At 48.7% G+C, this 20,376-nt stretch carries 19 protein-coding genes and 1 pseudogene; 16 read left to right on the top strand and 4 right to left on the bottom strand.

Annotation, left to right across the window (positions count from 1 at the left end; translation table 11 throughout):
* A pseudogene (locus tag K5Y30_RS24515) lies at positions 1 to 205 on the top strand (glutathione S-transferase); the annotation flags it as partial.
* A gap of 989 nt (positions 206 to 1,194) precedes the next feature.
* Here the strand turns inward: K5Y30_RS24515 and K5Y30_RS24510 are convergent.
* Positions 1,195 to 3,183, bottom strand: coding sequence for a sigma-54-dependent Fis family transcriptional regulator (locus K5Y30_RS24510; RefSeq protein ID WP_222183800.1), 1,989 nt, complete (start codon positions 3,181 to 3,183; stop codon positions 1,195 to 1,197).
* A gap of 113 nt (positions 3,184 to 3,296) precedes the next feature.
* On the opposite strand from K5Y30_RS24510, the gene K5Y30_RS24505 reads away from it, so the two are divergent.
* The 5 genes from K5Y30_RS24505 (at position 3,297) to K5Y30_RS24485 (ending at position 8,650) form a co-directional block, all read left to right on the top strand.
* Positions 3,297 to 4,844: a sugar porter family MFS transporter gene (locus K5Y30_RS24505; protein WP_370634244.1), complete on the top strand. Its 1,548-nt coding sequence runs from the start codon at positions 3,297 to 3,299 to the stop codon at positions 4,842 to 4,844.
* A gap of 26 nt (positions 4,845 to 4,870) precedes the next feature.
* The gene (locus K5Y30_RS24500) at positions 4,871 to 5,878 is read left to right on the top strand and encodes a Gfo/Idh/MocA family oxidoreductase (protein WP_222183804.1); all 1,008 of its coding nucleotides are present in this window, start codon (positions 4,871 to 4,873) and stop codon (positions 5,876 to 5,878) included.
* Between the two features lie 9 nt (positions 5,879 to 5,887).
* Positions 5,888 to 6,667 (top strand): TIM barrel protein, encoded by a 780-nt coding sequence (locus K5Y30_RS24495; RefSeq protein WP_222183814.1) that lies wholly within the window; start codon positions 5,888 to 5,890, stop codon positions 6,665 to 6,667.
* A 91-nt stretch (positions 6,668 to 6,758) separates the two neighbouring features.
* A complete protein-coding gene (gene iolE / locus K5Y30_RS24490; protein ID WP_222183816.1) occupies positions 6,759 to 7,655 on the top strand; it encodes a myo-inosose-2 dehydratase in 897 nt (298 codons plus the stop codon).
* 758 nt (positions 7,656 to 8,413) lie between these two features.
* Entirely contained in the window at positions 8,414 to 8,650 is a 237-nt protein-coding gene (locus K5Y30_RS24485) for a hypothetical protein (protein WP_222183818.1), read from the top strand.
* 89 nt (positions 8,651 to 8,739) lie between these two features.
* Here the strand turns inward: K5Y30_RS24485 and K5Y30_RS24480 are convergent, their stop codons facing one another.
* The gene (locus K5Y30_RS24480) at positions 8,740 to 9,288 is read right to left on the bottom strand and encodes a TetR/AcrR family transcriptional regulator (RefSeq protein ID WP_222213997.1); all 549 of its coding nucleotides are present in this window, start codon (positions 9,286 to 9,288) and stop codon (positions 8,740 to 8,742) included.
* A gap of 133 nt (positions 9,289 to 9,421) precedes the next feature.
* Here K5Y30_RS24480 and K5Y30_RS24475 point away from each other — a divergent pair, with 133 nt between their 5' ends.
* The 6 genes from K5Y30_RS24475 (at position 9,422) to K5Y30_RS24995 (ending at position 14,094) form a co-directional block, all read left to right on the top strand.
* Entirely contained in the window at positions 9,422 to 10,513 is a 1,092-nt protein-coding gene (locus tag K5Y30_RS24475; RefSeq protein WP_222213996.1) for an alkene reductase, read from the top strand.
* Positions 10,514 to 10,587: 74 nt separating this feature from the next.
* On the top strand, positions 10,588 to 11,370 hold the full coding sequence (locus tag K5Y30_RS24470; RefSeq protein WP_222213995.1) for an SDR family oxidoreductase: 783 nt from the start codon (positions 10,588 to 10,590) through the stop codon (positions 11,368 to 11,370).
* Positions 11,371 to 11,502: 132 nt separating this feature from the next.
* On the top strand, positions 11,503 to 12,321 hold the full coding sequence (locus K5Y30_RS24465; RefSeq protein WP_222214001.1) for an oxidoreductase: 819 nt from the start codon (positions 11,503 to 11,505) through the stop codon (positions 12,319 to 12,321).
* Entirely contained in the window at positions 12,322 to 13,344 is a 1,023-nt protein-coding gene (locus K5Y30_RS24460; protein ID WP_222213993.1) for an NADP-dependent oxidoreductase, read from the top strand.
* A gap of 227 nt (positions 13,345 to 13,571) precedes the next feature.
* Positions 13,572 to 13,796: a hypothetical protein gene (locus K5Y30_RS25000; RefSeq protein WP_222213991.1), complete on the top strand. Its 225-nt coding sequence runs from the start codon at positions 13,572 to 13,574 to the stop codon at positions 13,794 to 13,796.
* Between the two features lie 70 nt (positions 13,797 to 13,866).
* Positions 13,867 to 14,094: a hypothetical protein gene (locus tag K5Y30_RS24995; RefSeq protein ID WP_222213989.1), complete on the top strand. Its 228-nt coding sequence runs from the start codon at positions 13,867 to 13,869 to the stop codon at positions 14,092 to 14,094.
* A gap of 156 nt (positions 14,095 to 14,250) precedes the next feature.
* On the opposite strand, the gene K5Y30_RS24445 is transcribed toward K5Y30_RS24995, so the two are convergent.
* Positions 14,251 to 14,679 carry a cupin domain-containing protein gene (locus K5Y30_RS24445; protein ID WP_255606818.1) on the bottom strand — a complete coding sequence of 143 codons (429 nt, stop codon included), beginning with the start codon at positions 14,677 to 14,679 and terminating at the stop codon, positions 14,251 to 14,253.
* Between the two features lie 303 nt (positions 14,680 to 14,982).
* On the opposite strand from K5Y30_RS24445, the gene K5Y30_RS24440 reads away from it, so the two are divergent.
* The gene (locus K5Y30_RS24440; protein WP_370634243.1) at positions 14,983 to 17,445 is read left to right on the top strand and encodes a membrane-bound PQQ-dependent dehydrogenase, glucose/quinate/shikimate family; all 2,463 of its coding nucleotides are present in this window, start codon (positions 14,983 to 14,985) and stop codon (positions 17,443 to 17,445) included.
* Positions 17,446 to 17,962: 517 nt separating this feature from the next.
* Here K5Y30_RS24440 and K5Y30_RS24435 read toward each other — a convergent pair.
* Positions 17,963 to 18,562: a TetR/AcrR family transcriptional regulator gene (locus K5Y30_RS24435; protein WP_192235552.1), complete on the bottom strand. Its 600-nt coding sequence runs from the start codon at positions 18,560 to 18,562 to the stop codon at positions 17,963 to 17,965.
* A gap of 169 nt (positions 18,563 to 18,731) precedes the next feature.
* Between K5Y30_RS24435 and K5Y30_RS24430 the strand changes: the two genes are divergently transcribed.
* The 3 genes from K5Y30_RS24430 to K5Y30_RS24420 all read left to right on the top strand — a co-directional run bounded on the left by K5Y30_RS24430 (position 18,732) and on the right by K5Y30_RS24420 (position 20,376).
* A complete protein-coding gene (locus K5Y30_RS24430) occupies positions 18,732 to 19,022 on the top strand; it encodes a glutathione S-transferase N-terminal domain-containing protein (RefSeq protein WP_222183833.1) in 291 nt (96 codons plus the stop codon).
* Positions 19,023 to 19,199: 177 nt separating this feature from the next.
* Entirely contained in the window at positions 19,200 to 19,499 is a 300-nt protein-coding gene (locus tag K5Y30_RS24425) for a putative quinol monooxygenase (RefSeq protein WP_222183835.1), read from the top strand.
* A 178-nt stretch (positions 19,500 to 19,677) separates the two neighbouring features.
* Positions 19,678 to 20,376 (top strand): FadR/GntR family transcriptional regulator, encoded by a 699-nt coding sequence (locus tag K5Y30_RS24420; protein WP_222183837.1) that lies wholly within the window; start codon positions 19,678 to 19,680, stop codon positions 20,374 to 20,376.

Genomic DNA, 20,376 nt, shown 5'->3' with positions numbered 1-20,376 from the left:
TGGTGCCTTGCAGACGCTGGAGAACGGGCTGCGGGAAAGTCATCCTGACATGCTGTCCGTGGCCGGTATCAGCATCGCAGTAGCCTGGCGTTTTACAGAATTGATGCTTCCGGATACCTTCAGCCGTGCGTTGTATCCGGAAGTAACCGGATTTACATTGCTGGCCGAACAGCGACCGGAATTTTTGGCAACACCTTCGAGTTAGTGAGGGTGAGTTGCTTATTAATTTTTGAGACGGCAACGTCCACGTCAGTTCGGGCGATATCTATGTTGTACCAAATACATTACACATAGAACGTCCAATGAGAATGCGGTAAAAATGATGACAGAACCCAGTGGTTTACTGAATACCGGACAGGAAGGTGGGGAGCGCCCCGAAGAAAACGATATCGGATCGAATGGGGATAATATCAGACCAGCCTACCAGGCTGTCTGATATTCCTCGGCTACATGGACATAACCTTAAGCTTATTTTTAACCTGAACGGCCGATTTTGGCTCATAGCAGCCCTTTCGCCCATGTACTTTGGTGGTTTCAAGCCAAAAGCGTACTCCAACCATTTATTCTCTCACTTTTAGCGTGATCGATCTGTACAGTTCGATGGCCCTCCAGATGTCATCCTGTGTATCTCCATCCCAATCAGCAACTGTGGCCAACTCGGATTTGAGCTGCATAATGAGGATATGCGCATCTGCAACTTCATCCTTTCGGCATTTTGATGCGATACGTGATATCGACTTTGAAGATAGGCTTGAGTAAGGCGAAAAAGCGGTACGCTCAGCGGCAATTAGTTTTTGTAATTTCCTCATATAATCTATGAATTCTGAATAGTGGGAGGGTAATGCATGGTAATTTTTACTGACCACAGAAACCAATAAAATAGCCGAATTTAATATGTTCGGTCTTCGCTCATAAAGGCATTATTAATGCATACCTTTGCAGGTTCGTACCGCATCGAACTTTACTAAACCCGCACTTTTTTTCATTAGCTAGCGAAGCAAACTATCCACCTGAATACCTGATTTTGCGTGGTAATCACCACGCCAGCAATTTTTGCAAACGTAGTGCGCCACCATTCCGCACTGTCAGTGATGGATGTAAGGAATGCAAAAATTGATTGCTTACTCTGGCCTGTTAAAGTTCAGGAATAGCGATATGCAGACCTCCTGATGAAAATTGTGTGTTTTGTAGGGGTCAAGCTTCATGGTTTAACCCGCGGTAATCACTGGGTTCAATCCCATATCTCTTAATCTTGTTATACAGTGCACCGCGTGAAAGATTAAGCGCGATGGCGACTTGTCGCATGTTGCCCAGTTTTTCCATCAGGCAAAGTTCGATCAACGTCTTTTCGCCATCCTTAAGATTGAAACTTTTCACTTTCTCACGTGGTAGACCTAAATCAGCATAAGCGGGTAGACGAAGCTCCTCTGGAAGGTCCTTATCCCGGATATCGTCCGTTTCCGTCAGATTTATGGTTCGCTCAACGATATTTTCCAGCTCACGCACATTTCCTGGCCAGTCGTAGCTTTCCATCAACTGCAACGCCGAGCTGGAAAAGAATGCGCGTTCTCGATTGAGTGCGCGACAGATTTTTTCACAGAACCAGTTAGCCAACTCTTTAACATCTTCTTTTCTCGAACGTAATGGCGGAATCGGCAAGCTGATCACATTCAGGCGAAAGAAGAGATCTCGACGGAAAGAGCCATTTTCAATATCTTTTTTCAAATCGCGGTGGGTTGCAGCTACGATACGTACATTCACTTTCAGCGGTCGTTTACCGCCGATACGCATCACTTCACCCTCCTGCAACACTCTTAACAGACTTGCCTGAGCTTCAAGAGGCATATCACCGATTTCGTCGAGGAATAGTGTTCCTCCATCCGCCAGTTCAAATTTGCCCGCTGCACCACCGCGTCTCGAACCGGTGAAGGCGCCATCTTCGTAGCCAAATAATTCGCTTTGCACCAAATCACGAGGAATCGCGCCACAGTTTACCGCAAGAAACGGACCGGTATTGCGGGTGCTGCCATTATGGATAGACTGAGCAAATAACTCCTTGCCCGTTCCGCTCTCTCCTGTCAGAAGCACGGTGCTGTCACTGCGTCCGGCATTTCGAGCTTTATTACGGGTATCCTGCATTACTCTTGACTGGCCGAGGATCATATCAAAGTTGTAGCTGGCGCTGCTGCCAATAACACGACGCGTCATATCTCGCACACGTCGGTTATCACGCATTGAAATGACGCGACCACCTTCGGGAGTAACGACAACTGAAATCACACATAAAATACGTGAATCAGGGCTTGGGCAAAGAGCAATATTTCGATCCTTACAGGCTGGCAACTCCCTCAACGAGCAACCTTCAGGAAGTAATACTTGATCAGCATCCCGGAAGCGGACATCCCCCTGTATGCCGAGCACCTCACGGGCATAACGGTTTATCTGCCGAATAATGCCTTGTTCACTGACGACCAGAACACCTTCATTCAGCGCTTCCATCACTGATTCCTGCTCATTCACCAGATGCCGCAAAATAAGCTGCTGTGAAATCGCCTCGGCAGCGGCCTGGACGGTTCCAAGCGTGTGATAGTGGAAACAACCGGGGTTTGCAGTCAAAGTCAGAACGCCAAGCATAACGCCGTTCTCGTCCCTGATAGGGGCAGCCGCACAATGTTTGCCACGAATGCGCAGCGCTTCTTTATAGTTCTCTGCGCTGAGCATATAAACCAACTTATTCTCTTTCAGGCACCGGCCAGTGCAGTTGGTGCCTGATATGGCCTCACTGAGAATACTGCCTACTGGCGTTAAATCCTGGCCACAAAAATGCAGTGTTATGCCATTGGCATCGGTCAGATTAATGTGGCCATCAGGATTGTAGGCAAGCAGATTACGCATGATGTCGCGCGCGATGGAGATTAACAGCGCGTTCCGCGCCAGTATTCTTCGTAACTCGCTCTCATCGCAGAACTGATATTCAAAACGATAGGCATTAATGCCTTCCGTATGGCTACGTAACCATGATGCGTGAATAGCCGAACGAAGGCCTTTAGGGGTATCGCCCTTTTCGAAGGCTTTCCAGGCCATTCCCAGTTTTTCATTGTACTCGGCAAATCCCTGCTCATGGTTAAGCTTCGCGATAAGCTCCCATTCCTCGTCCCAAGTCATCTCGTGAAAATGGTCCATAGATTTCATTCTTTGTAGCTTTGAATGTGTCCATTCTATAGACATGTGATGAAGACATGTCTTTTTAATAAACACTTTGTGATCGATGTCTTTTTTTATTTCCTTATAAAACAGTGGAGTGTGACCTGGCACACCCGTTGCTAAGTAGTTATGTCTTACCTACAAAGACAAATAACTTAAAAAAACCAACGTGGAGAAGTAATGAAATGTCTACACGAAAGCACAATGTGCCTTACCTCATATTCATCTGTGCCATCGCTTCAGTCAGTGGAATCATTCTCGGCTATGACGCCTCCGTCATTTCTGGCGTTATTGATCCCTTAACCGAACATTTATCGCTCTCACCAGCGGAAAGTGGCTGGGCTGTTTCTAACGTGATTTTGGGATGCGTCATTGGTGCCTGGGGGGTCGGTCGCTTGACTGACCGCATCGGGCGCAAATCGACACTGATCATTACCGCAATTTTGTTCGCGATCTCGGCTATTGGCGCGGCATTGGCCAATGACCTGACGTGGTTTGTTGTTTACCGTTTGATAGGTGGATTGGCTGTAGGCATGGCTTCAGCGGTCACGCCTCTCTATATCGCTGAAGTATCGCCGAAAGATTTGCGTGGCCGCATGCTGGGTATGCAGCAAATGCTGATGGTAAGCGGTCAGTTGGTTGTTTATGTGGTCAACTATCTGATTGCTAAGGGAGCAGCTCACGAATGGATCGTTTCTATGGGCTGGCGCTGGATGCTGGCATCGGCATTGGTTCCCTGCGTGCTGTTCCTGATAATGGCTTGCTTTATGCCGGAATCACCACGTTGGTATGCGATGCACAACAAGAAAGAAAAAGCACTCAAGGTGCTCACCTCTCTTTCAAACGCAGCACATGCTGAACGCCTTTATAGCGCGATTCGTGGTTCTATCGCTGCAGATTCTGCCTCAAACGATGGTCAACCGCAGCGCGGCATCCTGAAAGACAAAAAAGCCTCTTACATTCTTTGGATCGGTTGTGCGATTGCCGTCCTTCAGCAAGTTTCGGGCATCAACATCCTGATGTACTTCGCACCATCGTTATTACAGAACGTCACCGGTAATACCCAGGATTCGCTATTCCAGAGCATATTCCTTGGATTGGCGCTGCTTGCCGGTGTAAGCATTGCGCTGGTTGCATTTGACCGGGTAGGCCGTATTCCCCTGCTGCGCTGGGGAGCATTGGGGTGTGCTGCCTTCCTGTTCTTCACTTCCTGGGCATTCATGAATGAAGCAAAAGGCTACTTACCGGTTGTGGGATTAGTCGGTTTTATTTTTGTTTTTGGCCTGTCATGGAGTCTTGGTGCATGGCTGCTGATCTCCGAAATTTTCCCGAACCGTATGCGAGCTGTCGCCATGGGCTACGCGTTCTGTTCCCTATGGGTTTCAAACTTCATCGTGACGCAGAGCTTCCCAATGATGAACCGAAGCCCAGTGCTGATGGAACACTTCAATGGCGCTTTCCCGCTGCTGTTATGTGGAGGATTCAGTGTCATCGCGTTTTGGTTTGTTGGCCGCTTCCTGCCGGAAACTAAAGGCGTCTCGCTGGAGCATATCGAACCATTGATGCTTTCAAAATCCCGTCGTTTTGGTCATGAGCAACCGCTCATCACACCAGAATCTGTATCACAAAGTAAGCCGTAAATACCCTACATACTGAGGAGAGTTACATGTCTGTTAAAAATATTGTGCGCGTTGGTCTGATTGGCGCAGGTCGTATGGGCAGTTTCCACGGTGAAACGGTTGCCCAACGTATTCCAGGTGCAACATTAGTCGCAGTTGCAGATCCTGTTCCGGGTGCCGCTGACAAGCTGGCCGCTAAGCTGGGCGCGCAAAAATCTTATACCGACCCACAGGCAATGCTGAATGATCCAGAAATCGACGCAGTGGTCATTGCATCACCAGCTCGTACTCACGCTGAGCTGGTTGTAGCCGCAGCTAAAGCAGGTAAAGGTGTATTCTGTGAAAAGCCAATGGCTGTCACGCTGGAAGAGGCTGATAAAGCCATCAACGCGGCTAAAGAAGCCGGTGTAGCTCTGCAAGTTGGCTTTAACCGTCGTTTCGTGAGCGGTTTCGCTGCAGCCTATGAAGAGATCAAAGCAGGTAAGATTGGCGTACCTCAACTGCTTCGTTCAATCACGCGTGACCCAGGTCTGGGTGATCCAACGCCAATCCCACACTGGACAATTTTCCTGGAAACATTAATCCACGACTTTGACATCCTTCTGCATCTGAACCCAGGCGCGAAACCGACTCAGATTTATGCCGTTGCCGATGCGTTAGTGCGTCCTGATTTTAAAGATCGCGGTTTACTGGACACCGCCGTAGTGAACATTCGTTTTGATAATGGCGCGATCGCCACTGCTGAAGCTAATTTCCAGGCCGTTTATGGATATGACGTTCGTGGTGAAGTGTTCGGCAGCAAAGGCATGTTGCAGGCTGGCAACATCAATGTGAACAACTGTGTGCGTTACACCACCGAGGGCATCTCTATTGATACTGCTCGTCGTGATACCGATCTGCTGCGTGACGCTTATGTGGCTGAGTTGACCGACTTCGTTCGTTGTGTTGCTACTGGTGAAATCCCGAAAGCAACTGGCGAAGATGCGCGCAACGCACTGGAAATCGCACTGGCATGCATTGCTTCTGTTCAACAGTCTCAGCCAATCAATCTTTAAGGATTTTAGATGTCTAACTACTCATTGTCCGTCTGCGCAGAAATGGTGTTTCTCGACCTGCCATTTCTTGAGCGCGTAGAACGTATTCACGCTATGGGCTTCGGTGTTGAAATCTGGGACTGGACCAAGAAAGACATTGATGCGCTGGTTAAAATCGGTGCTCGTATCACTTCAATGACCGGATATATCTCTGGCAATCTTACCGACAGTGGTGAGATTGCCAAGCTGCTTTCCAGCGCTAATGAGTCAATCGAAGTTGCACGTCGCCTTGGCTGTCCTTCTCTCAACTTGCACGGTACTGGTCTGAACAATGTTGGCCTGCCAGTGAAACCTGTTGAAATTGTTACTGGTGAAATGTGGCTGAAAGCGAAGAGCACTCTGGATGCACTCGCTACGTTGGGAGAGAAGGCAGGCAAGGTTTTCACACTAGAGAACCTTAATACTGCTGTTGATCATCCGGGTACGCCTTTTGCAAAAGCGGAAGACACTCTGGCGTTAGTTGCCGCCGTAAACAGCCCATACCTGAAAATGAACCTGGATATTTATCACGCTCAGATTGGCGAAGGTAATTTGGTAGAACTAATCAAGAGAAGTGAGAAGCATATCGGTGAAATTCAGGTTGCTGACGTTCCGGGCCGTAAAGAACCGGGAACAGGTGAAATCAACTATAAAGCCATTGCTCGTGCCCTAAAGGGTATCAATTATCACGGCGTAGTAGCACTGGAAGGTTGGGCATCAGGTGATTCGGTGGTGGCGTTAGAATCCTTCCGCGAAGCGTTCACTTTGTAATACTGAAATTTCCTCAGAGTCTCTGAGAACCTACTTAGCATCGTTTCTCAGGTCATCGGAAGCGATGCTTTTTATTTTGAAGGATAGAATTATGAGCGTATCAAAGCGTATTCGTGTTGGCGTTAGCCCACTGTCCTGGACAAATGACGTGTTGGAAGATCTTGGCGGTGATATCCCGCTGGAAACCTGTCTTGAAGAAGCCGCGGCAGCGGGTTATGAAGGGATTGAGTTAGGCCGTAAATTCCCCAGAACAGTTAATAAACTTCAGCCAATACTTTCCAACGCAAAACTCAAGTTAGCCTCTGGCTGGTTTAACGGATTCCTTATCGAACGTAGTTTCGAAGAAGAGCTTGAAGCTGTTCACGATCATGCATTGCTTCTGAAGTCACTTGGTGCAAAAGTTTTGGTTTATGGAGAATGTGGGGCAATGCCCGGAAGTGCACCTCTGGATGAGCCATTATCCCTGTCTCCAGCCTTAGCGAATATTAGCCTTGAGCAGTACGCACAGAAAGTTAATAACCTGGCTTTCTCACTGTTGAAAATTTATGGCCTGCGCCTCGCTTACCATCATCACCTGATGATGGTGGTTGAAACTAACGATGAGCTGAAAGCATTCCTTGAAGCAACTGATGATTTAGTGGGTATCGTGCTTGATTGTGGCCACGCAACCGCGGCAGGCGTGGATATCGGCTGGGTACTTGAAAACTACGGCAATCGTGTTGCACACATTCATATGAAGGATGTGAGAGGCGATGTTTTAGACAATGTGATCAACAATAACCTCAGTTTTAATGATGCAGTCAGAAACGGTTTATTCGCAGTTCCTGGAGACGGCATTGTTAATTACGCTCCAGTAATTAATTACCTTAAAGATTCAACCTATGATGGTTGGATAATTATTGAAGCAGAACAAGACCCCGAAAAAGCACCGCCTTTGGAAACTGTCAAGAAAGCGCGCTCTTGGGTTAAAGATGAGATTGGAATTTGAGTCTCCAATAAAAAGTAACCATTGAGTTACTATGTAGGATCGCCTGGCGCTCATTGAGCGCTTTTTTTTAAATTCAATCTTTAAAGCTAATTGACGATCCAATACGTCTCCACTCTTCTTTTTTTAATATCCAGAGCTATCTGAAGCCTCGCGACCTTATCTGCTATGACAATCATTGCAAAGTACTTATCTGCGTTATTAGTAGCGTTGTCCCCTGCCATTCCCAGAACTTGATATCTAATAATATTACTTCTATTCTGCAATCAAGTTCAGCATCGTGGCGTTCATTTGAATACATCGTAAAATGGATATATGGGCCAGGTAGAAATTATACATTAATCTTAATCGATAGGAATTAAAACCAACAATCAGAGTGATACTTTTAGCAGGGTAATCAATAACAATTGAAATTAATTCAAAGTGTGGGAAGTGAGATAACTGATTATCTCTTGACTGAATTTATTGATTTGTAGTCTGATAGAGGTGGGTTAATTAAGAATAATGATTTTTACATAAAATCTCATCTAACATCTTGTTGTTTTAAAGTTCAACAGAAAAAGTTGATGTATTTAATAAGATAAATTCAAGCAAGGCCAGGATTTACAGCCAAAACAACCTTATTTATGTTGGTTAATATATTGCCAGGTTAGCAACGCCCGCATTTCGCTCATAGCGGACCGATGCAAGTTATATTCAGGGATATGTTTTATTACGCTAGAACAAGGCATCATTAACAGGAAAAATGGAGGATTATATTTATGGCTAAGATCCAATACAACCTAACCTGTGGAAGCGATGTCATCCGTGATGGTATGTACCTCGAACTTTCTGAGGCTGGAACATCCCCGCTCCGGCAAATTGCTGAAGTCTTCTATTCCGACGTAACTCATGAATTCTCTTTTTCTTGCTACGAAGGATGCATCCCTTTGGAAGAGATTGAAAAGCTCATTCACGAAGCTAAAAAATTGCTTCCGCCAGCGAAGCAGGAACCATGATGGGCCTGAACGTCTGCTGAGTGCCAGAAGCGGACGTTGGTGATTTATTTATATGCACTGCTGAAAAAAGTCCCCTAAGCCCAACACATTCAATCCTCACTGGCTTCATGATTAACAAGACGCGCACGGCAGACATCCAGAATTTCATCAGCCAGAGCGGAATTATCTGGGCAGGCACGAGACAACACCAGTGCACCCACAAGATGGGCGATGGTATCTATCAGGTCAGCGCGCGTGCCATTTTCAGTTCCTAAAACGGCGAGTTGGCGTTCAATTCCAGCGGCAAATGTCGCCTTGATTGATTCAGACTGACGGGATGTATCGGTGCCCAGTGCTGACATCACGCACCCTTTTCCCATATCATCGCGATGTTGTCGGGAGAGGTAGTATGCAATAAATTTTTCCCGGTCCACACCTGCCGTGCTTTCTGCAGTACGCGTAAATCCGCAGCTCATCGCTTCCGCCATCAGGTCTGCCTTTGAACCAAAGTGCTTGTAAAACCCGCCATGGGTTAAGCCTGCCGCTGACATCAGTTCCGCCACGCCCACGCCATCGTAACCGCGTTCGCGAAAGAGTTCTGAGGCCGTTTCAACAATGCGTGTCCGATTTTCCCGAACCTGCTCTTTCGACACTTTCATGCTTTCCTGCCCCTCTTAAAAATTGAGTTTAAGTATACATTGATGATGACCGTAATCAAACGAGTTGACATTATAGATTATGATCATCATCATTATATTGACACCTTAACCCACCATTAACGGGCGAATAAGCATGACGAATCAGACATTATTTCAACCCTATGAACTTGGCTCACTAACTTTGGCCAACCACATCGTGATGGCGCCGCTGACACGTAACCGGGCCGGAGCGGGGCTGGTACCGGGCGAACTGGCGGCGACCTACTACGCCCAGCGTGCCACAGCAGGATTGCTGATCACTGAAGCCACGCAGATCTCCGCACAGGCGCAGGGCTATCAGGATACGCCGGGGATCTACACGCAGGCTCAAATCGATGGCTGGCGTAAAGTGACTGACGCGGTGCATGCCAAAGGTGGGCGCATATTTGTACAGTTATGGCACGTAGGACGAATTTCGCATGTCGATTTACAGCCGGGTGGCGCTGCACCGGTCGCGCCGTCTGCCATTCGCGCCGCGACAAAAACCTTTGTGAACAATGGCTTTGCTGATGTTTCTGAGCCACGTGCGCTGGAGTTGCAGGAAATACCGGGGATTATCGACGATTTCAGAACGGCATCGGCCAATGCCATTGCCGCCGGCTTTGACGGCGTAGAGATTCACGGCGCGAATGGTTATCTACTGGAACAGTTCCTCAAAGATGGCGCAAATCAGCGAACTGATAAATACGGCGGCTCTGTCGAGAATCGTGCGCGCCTGCTGCTGGAAGTCACGGCGGCCGTAAAAGATGAGATTGGTGCTGACCGCACCGGCGTACGTATTTCACCGGTTTCTCCTGCAAATGCGATTTCGTGCAGTGATCCGCAGCAGCAATATGATTACGTCGCTGACCAACTCAGCGCATTAGGCATCGTGTACCTCCATGTAGTTGAAGGTGCGACGGGCGGCCCGCGTGATGTATCCCCGTTCAATTACGACTCCCTGCGCCGGCGTTTTAAAAACACTTACATTGGCAACAATGGCTATGACCTGGAACTGGCGTCCGCTCAGCTTGCGCAGGGTAAAGCCGATCTGTTCGCGTTTGGTCGCCCATTCATCTCCAACCCCGATCTGGTCGAGAGGCTGAAGACGGGCGTACCTCTGGCCTCAATCAATCCTGAAACACTTTATGGCGGTGGCGCAGCGGGATATACCGATTACCCGTCGCTGACTGAGACCAGTAAGTAAAGCACCGGTGTGACGGTTCTTCATACATCGCACATGGCGAATTCTGTTTACACTTTAATAAAGAAGATCAAATTATGACTAAAGCTTCAGTTCTCATTACAGGCGCATCCACGGGTATTGGTGCGGTTTACGCTGAACGGTTCGCCCGCCGGGGCCACGACCTGGTTTTGGTTGCGCGCGACAAAACGAAGTTAGAAATACTGGCCGATCGTCTGCGACAGGAAAATGGCATTTCTGTCGATGTTTTGCCTGCTGACCTTACGCAAACCAGCGATTTAGCTGTGGTCGAAGCTCGCCTGCGTGAAGACGCGCAGATTGGCATTCTTATCAATAACGCGGGTATTGCACAGTCCGGCAGTTTTACAGAGCAGACACCTGATTCAATAGAAAGCCTTATCGCGCTTAATGTTACTGCGCTGACGAGACTTGCCAGTGCCGTGGCACCACGCTTTGTGCAAGCAGGCGAGGGATCGATCGTCAACATCAGTTCCATCGTCGGCCTCGCCCCAGAATTTGCCATGACGGTTTACGGCGCCACCAAAGCCTTCGTGCTTTTCCTGTCTCAGGGAATGAATATCGAGCTGTCATCTAAAGGCATTTATATCCAGGCGGTGCTCCCTGCCGGCACTTACACAGAAATCTGGGATCGTGCGGGTATCGACATCACTAACTCGGCAAAATTCATGGAAGTGGGCGAGTTAGTGGATGCCGCACTGGTAGGTTTTGACCGCCGTGAACGGGTCACCATTCCGCCTTTACATAATGCTGCCCGCTGGGACACCCTCGATGCTTCGCGTCAGGCTCTGCTTTCAGACATCAAACAAGATGAATCCGCAGAACGATATAAAGCACTGTAATCAATGAGGTGTCCTGTGCAGAACGGTCTTCCAGCTGTTCTGCACAGCGGTAAATCCGAAATAAATCCATTACAGCCTGTCGTCTCATCAGCGATGAGAAACCTGAAACATCTCATGAAGGCCTTATTCAGCATGGCAAAAAAACGTGTTGCACTGGTTACCGGCGCGTCCTCGGGTATCGGCGAAGCGTCTGGTCACAAACTTTTAGCCGCAGGATTTACGGTATATGGTACGAGCCGGCGTGGCGCTCAGGCGGGAAAGCATCCATTTCCTATACTGGCGCTGGATGTGACGGACGACGCTTCTGTCGAGGCCGCCATTGAGGAGTTGTTGCGTCTCGAGGGGCGAATCGATGTTCTGATTAATAATGCGGGCTTTGGGGTTGCTCCAGCGGCGGCGGAAGAGAGTTCTGTCGAACAGGCCAAACACATTTTCGACACCAACTTTTTGGGCATCGTCAGGTTGAGCCGCGCAGTGATCCCTCATATGCGCCGTCAGGGCAGCGGGCGCATCATCAATATCGGTTCGATACTCGGCATCGTTCCGTTGCCGTATGTGGCACTTTATGCTGCCAGTAAGCATGCGGTCGAAGGGTATACCGGAGCACTGGATCATGAACTGCGCACACAGGGCATCAGAGTGTCTGTCATCGAACCTGCCTACATGAAAACACAGTTTGAAGCCAATAATATCGAAGCGGATGCAAAGCTTCAGGAGTATGACCAAATCCGGGCTAAGCTGACGAAAGTGGTGAGCAAAGCAATGGCTGAGGCGGAAAGTCCGGAGGTGGTGGCTGACGTGGTGGTTAAAGCTGCTCAGACTTTACGCCCGAAGGTGCGCTACACGGCGGGAAGGCTGGCAGGTCAATTGAATTTTATTCTCAGATTCGCCCCTGCGTCATTCCTGGATAATGTGGTGCGCAAAAGTCTTCAGCTTGATGCGAAAAAATAAATGAAGAATAAGACGATGAAAGCACTTACGTTTAAACGCTATGGTAAATCCCCTGAGCTGGGATTCGATAACATCGATTGCCCTTCCCCCGATGATAATGAAATCCTGGTAAAAGTTTTCGCTGTGGGTCTGAACCCGATTGATAACATGATCCCAACCGGAATATTCAAACCGGTTTTGCATTTTAAACTCCCCGCCACTTTGGGAAGCGACTTAGCCGGGGTTGTCATCGCCGTGGGGAGTCGAGTGATGAGGTTCAAGCCTGGTGACGAAATTTTCGCCAGCACTTTCGACACGGGAATAGGTTCTCTTGCGGAGTTTGCAGTGGTGCCAGAGAGCGCTGCAGCCATAAAACCCAAGAACCTGGATTTCGTACAGGCGGCTTCGCTCCCGATGGTGAGTCTCACATGCTGGCAGGCGCTGACAGAGCGAGCCGGGTTGCAGCCTGGTCAGAAGGTCTTCATCCCGGCAGGTTCCGGGGGGATTGGCAGTTTTGCCATCCAACTGGCGAAGCACCTTGGCGCACAGGTGGCCACGACAACCAGCACAGACAACGCCGGGTGGGTGAGTCATCTTGGCGCAGACGAAGTGATTGATTATAAAAAGCAGGAATTTGAAAACGAGCTGAGCGGCTACGATGTGGTTCTCGGCACTATCAGAGGCGATTCAATTGAAAAATCCACCCAAATTCTCAAGCCGGGTGGAAAAATTGTTTCTCTCATCGGTCCATTAGATGCTGCGTTCGCCCGGTCGCGGAGACTAAACGTCCTGCTGCGTTTAGTTTTCGGGCTGATGAGCCGCAAGATCATGCGTCTTACAAAAAATCGAGGCCTCATTTATTCATTTCTTTTTGTCCGTCCTGATGGCGATCAGCTCGCCCAAATCGGCAAACTCATTGAGGCGGAACAAATCAGGCCGGTGATCGACAAGGTATTCCCTTTTATAGAAGCAAAGGAAGCTCTTGCCTATTTGGGTCAGGGGCACGCGAAGGGCAAAGTAGTCGTTAAGATGCAGGAGTCATAACTAATGAAATTTGAATCTGTTTAAAGAATTTCGAAAGAAAAACGCCACTAATTTGACGATATATCAAGGGCATGTTGTCAGCTAAATTGATGGCCGTGAATGTCCGCTATTCGCTCATAGCGAACCTAACGCGCGCGTCCGTTTCCTGCCATTAGCGGATGCGACGGCTCTGAATGAGAAATTAATAGTTGAAGGTATAAGATCTCTGGCTGACGGTGATTTTAAAAATGAGCGAAAAGATCATCTGCTCAGTATCTTGTACACGAATGTCATTACCGCCCATGAAACGCTCTTGGTTGAATTATTCATTAATGCGTATTAATAAAGATGATTTATACATTGCCGAATTTATTGAAAAGGCCAAAACCGAGCTCAAATTCAGCAAAGAGATCATCGCCCTTACCTTCAAAGGAGAACCGGTTGAAAAATCAGGGAAGAGCTTATCAAAGTAGTGAAGGAGCATCATATCAGCGCTAGTTAGCATAATGCTGCTCGTATTAAAAAAGCGATTTAAAGCCACCTTTGATATTTATCTGCGAAGCGCCAATTGATGCTATCGAATTAGCTACGTTAAAACGTAAACATCTGGTGCATCGTGGCGGAAAGAATAAAGACGGAAATGCGGTCGTGGTGACAGATCATGATTTGGATGAGTTAATTGATAATGCCATGGCTATAGGTGAGAACATTCACCTCAGTCTGGAAAATGCGATTAATGGTGAATCGGTTGAAACAAATACTGATTTCTAAACCGGCTTCAGCTGACTTATTGCTTTTGAATGAAATCACACTAACTGAACTCTGCATCAGAAGATCATGCCACGCATGACAGGTACAGCTTTGATATGTGGCCTGCCCGACCTCTGTCGCCAGAACACTCACGGCAGAACATCGGGCAATTGCGCGCTATCCCTGCCCGTTACGTAGCATAAAATCAGACGCAGAGCCGTCCTCAGGGTTCACAAAAATGATATCATCAGGTTCCCGACGGGGACTGTCGATGGACAGGAAAACGACGGGCTCTTCAATGAGCGTTGGCAGCGCATGAACCACGTTACGCTCAAAAAATAACAGGTGACCCGGAGCAAACTCGGCCTCGGTGCTTTCATCTTCCATCCAGAACGTCCCTCTGCCGGATACAACATATAAATACTCATCACACTGTTGATGGAAATGCGGGGTAACACCTTTGTAGGCTCGGAAGACCCTGCAACTGGCTTGAGGCCTGTCCGTCAGATATTCATCCGCCAACATGCTTTCCGAGGTATCAGGGAGTTTTTTGGCTATTTCAGCAGGAATGAACCGCTCGGATTTCTTTTGACTTTTAATCCCCATGTTTAATCCCTTTTCAATTTAGCGAAATTGTAGATGCAGGTTTTAATGAGACAAATAAGTAAGATTTTTTTAATCCACCAGACTGATTATCACCTCATTATTCAAATGCACCTGCCCCATAAAACTATAGGCGTACATTTTCATTTTTAATATGATGAGTTTTTTCTCATGCACTCATGAATTAAAGGCTCATTGGATAATTAGTGCTTAAAATAAATAACTGGTGTGACAAAATACTTACATCGTGATAACAATTTGCGCGCTTTATTTAGTTTAATTATTCATACAGGCAAGGTCATAATCGTGAATCAACCTTCAAACCTCAAGAACCGTCCAGGATGGGTCGGTAAACTGCTTGCAGCAATACTGTTGCTGCTGGGAATCTACATGCTTGCCGGCGGTGTCTGGCTTATTTCGCTGGGAGGTAACTGGTATTACGCCATTGCAGGCGTCCTCAGCATTTTGTCTGGGGTGGCCCTTTTCAGGGGGAAAGCTATTGCGGTTCTCTGGTTCAGCCTGCTGTTCTTCGGCACGCTGTTCTGGACGATATCTGAATCCGGTACGGATTACTGGCGCTGGGTGCCTCGTTTCGCATTGATACTGGTGCTGGCGATCGCGTTCTCCTTCCACCTGTCAACGCTGCTTCCACGCCTGCAGCGTAAGCACAGCGGGGCTGTGACGGGAGTACTGGTTCTCACCTTTATTGGCGCGGGCGGTCTGGCATTTCTTCCTCATAACACGACCGAAGCCAATGGTTTTCCGGCACCTGACGGTAAAAACTTTTCCGCTGACACCGGCACCGGCACTACGTCACAGGAGGTCAAAAATGACTGGCCTGCCTATGGTGGAAATCTGTCTGCAGCGCGTTATTCCTCTACCTCACAGATTACGCCTGCTAACGTCAGTAAACTGAAGGTTGCCTGGCAGACGCATGCGGGAGATTTGCCACCAGGCGCTCGCTGGGGTACGGAGAACACACCAATCAAGGTGGGTGACTTCCTGTATGTCTGTACCGCTGCCAACAACATTGTCGCCTTAGACCCTGCGACGGGAAAACAAAAATGGCGCTTTGACCCTAAAATTAACCGGGATGCGCTGCCTTACACTCCTGCATGCCGCTCTCTGGCCTATTTTGACGGTACTCGGAAACCCTCTCAACAACCTTCGCAGCCAGCTTCGGCTCCTGCTATCGCTGCTGTTTATCAACACTGTGATCGCAGGATCATTCTGGGCACGCTGGATGCCCGTGTATTCGAGGTGGATGCGCAGGACGGAACCCGTTGCACTGATTTCGGCAATAACGGCGAGGTATCGATCCTTAAGGATATGGGTGAAACCTACACCGGCTACGTTTCGATTACCTCCGGAGCGGTAGTGATCAGGGATACGATTGTTGTTGGCCATCAGGTCATTGACGGCCAGCGTGTCTTTGGCCCGCCAGGCGTTACTAAAGCCTACGACGTTCGAACCGGCAAGCTAAAGTGGGCATGGGATGCTGCTAATCCTGAGGACGCCACGCCTAAGCACGGCAATAACGCTTACAAGCGCGGAAGTCCTAACGTTTGGACCTCGTTTACCGGTGATGAAAAACTGGGGCTGGTGTATCTTCCTGTCGCTAACCCTTCCGGTGACTACTGGAGCGCGCCGCGTACCCCTGCTGAGCTGAAGTACGGCGATTCGCTGGTAGCACTTGATATTAACACCGGGCTCCCGCGCTGGAACTTCCAGACGACCCATCATGACATCTGGGATTTCGATCTGGGCTCACCTCCTACCCTCGTTGACTATCCTCAGGCTGATGGCAGTAAAATTCCCGCCATCATTCTTCCGACCAAAAACGCTGAGCTTTACGTTCTTAATCGTGAAAACGGCAAGCCGCTGTTTGATGTGATTGAAAAGCCAGCGCCACAGGGAGGAACCGACCCGGATAAGCGTTCGCCGACCCAGCCATATTCCACTTTCAATAGCATGCGCAAACCGGATCTGACGCCTGCCAGCACCTGGGGGCTGACGCCATTGGACCAGCTGTACTGCCGGATTAAATTCCAGCAGGCTGACTACAGAGGCGCCTATACGCCGGGCTCAATCGGAAGACCGTTTATTTCCTATCCGGGCTACAACGGCGGAAGTGACTGGGGTGGCGTTTCAGTTGACCCTGTGAATGGTCTTGTCATTGCCAACTATAACAACACCGTTAACTATACCGAGTTTGTGGCAAGGAGCGTTGCGGATAAGCTTCACGTCCATCCTTCGGATAAAATTGGCTATAACCTTGACACCCATGCCAGTCCGCTGACACCACAGAGCGGCGCGCCGTTTGCGCTGAACATCAATCCGGGCTGGCAGAATGGCTTTACCGGCATGCTCTGCAACGAGCCCGCGTACGGTGGCATTCGTGCAATTGATTTGCGTACCGGGCACACCGTCTGGGATCGCCCGCTAGGGACGGCCAGGAAAAACGGTCCATTTGGCATTCCAACCGGCATGCCGATCAACATCGGAACGCCTAACAATGGGGGTTCTGCCGTAACTAAAGGCGGGCTGGTCTTCATTGCAGCAGCAACGGATGACCTTATCCGTGCCATTGATATTAGAACCGGGAAAACGGTCTGGTCAGCGCCGCTGCCGGCAGGTGGCCAGGCAAACCCAATGGTTTATGAACAGAACGGTAAAGAGTATGTGGTGATCGAAGCAACCGGACATCATTTCATGAGAACAGGTAAGGGCGATTACGTCATCGCCTACGCGTTACCGGATATAATCTGATAGCCATCACGGCACCTCCGGGTGCCGTTTTTGCGGCTGCTACACTCAGCGATAATTAAATTTAAGGAGAGTGTATGAAGGATGAACACGCTAAAAAAACGCAGCAGGTTTACCTGCAGCACGAACTCGTACTTCAGAGCGACAAAGCATGGAGCGGGCAGCCTTATTAGCACTATCCTTCGGGCAGGCCACAGCTTTCCGTCATGCGTATGCCCCTCCCACCCCACACGGAATTACCCCGGCATACCTACCCATGCCGATGCAGCCTAAGTGCTGTCAGGCAAGTTAACCATTCAGTAAAAAGAGACGGGATAATTCTATACACTTTATGCGAGTAAGACGCTTAACGAGACCACAGACAGCACGCAACGGGGATTTACCCTCGATGACGCGGTAGAAATGATTAAATTTTATGCATGCAAGGAGGTGCAGGCTCAATCAGTGTCATTACAAGGACAGATGTCTGAGTTTTAGTTTTTTTGCCGCCACTTTTTCGATTAAGGGTGTAAAACCCGACTCAATGCCCTATGCCCTTACACAGCACACGCGCACAGCCCATTGCCAGCTCTTCCAAAGTCATTTCATCCCGGGGAACCCTGGCAGCCTGATCGATCATCCCGACGAAGCATCGCGCGACCGTCAGCGCATCGACGTCCTTGCTGAATACCCCCAGCTCCTGCTCCTGTGCAATATTGTCCGCGATCCATATGGCGAGAGAGGCTTTAGTTTCCGTGCAGCCCGGCGGCTGGAACAGACCAATTTCAGTCAGATCCGGATCTTCTGCGAGAAAACTCAGGAAACTGATAAAGCTGAACTGGAGACTTTTGACCAAGGCTTCTCCGCCGATGGGCTTTTGGATCAGCAAATCTTTCGTGATGATCCTGAGTCTGCGGCGAAACTCATGAACGAGCTCCTCATATGCGGCTTCTTTGCTGTCAAAATAGATGTAAAACGTGGGTTGGCTCAGCCCGCTGGCTTTGACGATATTGCTCACTTTAGTGCTGTGAAATCCCAGTCTGGCGAATTCGCGGCAGGCATGCTCCAGCAGGCGCTGGCGGGTTACTTCGCCTCTGGTGGGCTGCGGACTGTTTTGAGGCTGGGTAACGCGATGTGACAAAGCAGGGCTCCGATAAATAAACTGGATCAGCAACGCATCTAGTGTAATCACTCTCTAACAGCTAAGTAAAATAAAGGATTATGTGTGGACACCAATATTACTCGCAAGTAACATTACTTTTTAGTAATGTTACTTGCGAGTAATCTAAAATCTACAGGGAGGCTGCTTGATGAAGTTATATATTTACGAGCATTGTCCATTCTGCGTCCGGGCACGCATGATTTTAGGGATAAAGAAAATTCCTCTGGAACTGCGCCTCATGTCTGAAGCTGATGCTGAAACGTCCACAAGAATGGTAAGTAAAAAAATTGCCCCTATCCTCGAGAAGGACGACGGTACCTTCATGGCTGAGAGTAGGGATATCGTTCACTACGTTGATGGGCAGTATGGCGGGAGGTTCCTGAAAAGCACAGGGAATGCCAGGCTCGGTGAACTCGAGACTCTCCTGAAGTACCGGTAAGAGATCAATGAATCGGACTTCAGGCTTTATCCATTATTGCGCTCGCTCACGATTGTCAATGACATCCGATTCGGTGCAAAGACACCCATCTATCTTGATTTCATGTCTGCCCTGAGCGGCTTGAATAACTTGTTTGATCAGGCTCATTAAGCCAATTGTTACTATTCAGGAGGCACTATGACTGTACCAGTCGTCGCATTATTTACCGTTAAGGAAGGCTTTGAAGATAAGGTTCATGAAATGTTTTGCAGCGTCATTGCGAGAACTCTGAGTGAAGAAGGCTGCATTACTTATCAGCTTAACCAGGACGCAGAGAATCCCCGTCGTTTTGTCTGGACCGAAGAATGGTCTTCTCTTGACCTACTGCAAAAGCATCTGAATGCTGACCATATCGTTAAACTCTTCAGCGAACTCCCGCCGTATATTGAGCATTCAGAAGTCGTGGCACTGAAAAAAATAGCGGGCGGAAACGCCTGAAACCATCTGACCGGCAGGTAATGGTCTGATTTCATTACCTGCGGGGAGAACAGATAACTTTTGCTCAGAATGCTGTTCTGTCCCCGCCCGGCACGCCTCTTATGTTGTCATCCCCTGATGCAGGCGTTAGGATATTCGGTAACCCACCCGCCCTCTGTAATCATCTTATGTGATAAACATGACCGGAATCCCCGAAGAAAGTCAGTCCCTGATCAAACGGATACTCGCGACTGCTGCGATTGATAAAAATGGCATATACAGACTGCCTTCTGAACGGGTCCTGGCGGAAAAAATGGGGGTTCAGCGATCCATTATCCGAAATGCCCTTTCCTCTCTGGAATTTTTTGGTTTTATTGAGCGTAATCAGGGAAGCGGAACGTTTCTCAGAATGCCTCGCCTGTCATTTGCCAACCTCTATTTTGATATTGCCTCACAGTTAGGCTACATCTCGCTCGATACCATCGAAGACGCCCGGGAAATGTTCGAGAAAATGCTGGCCGAGGAAGCGGCCACGCATGCATCTGATAAAGAAATTGCCGAGCTCGAACGCCTGAGCGATCTGATGGTGACAGTTGAAGGTTTTGAAGAAAAGGTCGAGGCAGACTATCAGTTTCACCTGGTGCTGGCTGGTATGACCCATAATCCTGTCATCATGCTTTTTTATCAGAGCATCGCTTCTTTCATTGCCGATTTGCTGAGAAAACGACGCAGTATCATGAAAGGTCTGAACGAATCGGAAACCCGCATTAACAGCAATCACAAAGATATTGTTAAGGCCATTGCGGCCCGCGATCCTGATGCGGCCAGAGCGGCCATGGAGGCACATTTCGCCCACTGGGAGCGGGAAAATATGCTGATGAATCTGCTTATGCAGTGA

It is taken from the genome of Pantoea sp. DY-5 (assembly GCF_019795955.1).
Lineage (GTDB): Bacteria > Pseudomonadota > Gammaproteobacteria > Enterobacterales > Enterobacteriaceae > Pantoea > Pantoea leporis.
This window is presented reverse-complemented; position numbering and strand designations above follow the sequence as displayed.

Excerpts from the sequence above, each read along its gene's own strand:
- K5Y30_RS24510 (WP_222183800.1), bottom strand. The coding sequence starts at position 3,183 with ATGGACCATTTTCACGAGATGACTTGGGACGAGGAATGGGAGCTTATC.
- K5Y30_RS24500 (WP_222183804.1), top strand. The coding sequence starts at position 4,871 with ATGTCTGTTAAAAATATTGTGCGCGTTGGTCTGATTGGCGCAGGTCGT.
- K5Y30_RS24495 (WP_222183814.1), top strand. The coding sequence starts at position 5,888 with ATGTCTAACTACTCATTGTCCGTCTGCGCAGAAATGGTGTTTCTCGAC.
- iolE (WP_222183816.1), top strand. The coding sequence starts at position 6,759 with ATGAGCGTATCAAAGCGTATTCGTGTTGGCGTTAGCCCACTGTCCTGG.
- K5Y30_RS24485 (WP_222183818.1), top strand. The coding sequence starts at position 8,414 with ATGGCTAAGATCCAATACAACCTAACCTGTGGAAGCGATGTCATCCGT.
- K5Y30_RS24480 (WP_222213997.1), bottom strand. The coding sequence starts at position 9,288 with ATGAAAGTGTCGAAAGAGCAGGTTCGGGAAAATCGGACACGCATTGTT.
- K5Y30_RS24475 (WP_222213996.1), top strand. The coding sequence starts at position 9,422 with ATGACGAATCAGACATTATTTCAACCCTATGAACTTGGCTCACTAACT.
- K5Y30_RS24470 (WP_222213995.1), top strand. The coding sequence starts at position 10,588 with ATGACTAAAGCTTCAGTTCTCATTACAGGCGCATCCACGGGTATTGGT.
- K5Y30_RS24465 (WP_222214001.1), top strand. The coding sequence starts at position 11,503 with ATGGCAAAAAAACGTGTTGCACTGGTTACCGGCGCGTCCTCGGGTATC.
- K5Y30_RS24460 (WP_222213993.1), top strand. The coding sequence starts at position 12,322 with ATGAAGAATAAGACGATGAAAGCACTTACGTTTAAACGCTATGGTAAA.
- K5Y30_RS25000 (WP_222213991.1), top strand. The coding sequence starts at position 13,572 with ATGAGCGAAAAGATCATCTGCTCAGTATCTTGTACACGAATGTCATTA.
- K5Y30_RS24445 (WP_255606818.1), bottom strand. The coding sequence starts at position 14,679 with ATGGGGATTAAAAGTCAAAAGAAATCCGAGCGGTTCATTCCTGCTGAA.
- K5Y30_RS24430 (WP_222183833.1), top strand. The coding sequence starts at position 18,732 with ATGAAGTTATATATTTACGAGCATTGTCCATTCTGCGTCCGGGCACGC.
- K5Y30_RS24425 (WP_222183835.1), top strand. The coding sequence starts at position 19,200 with ATGACTGTACCAGTCGTCGCATTATTTACCGTTAAGGAAGGCTTTGAA.
- K5Y30_RS24420 (WP_222183837.1), top strand. The coding sequence starts at position 19,678 with ATGACCGGAATCCCCGAAGAAAGTCAGTCCCTGATCAAACGGATACTC.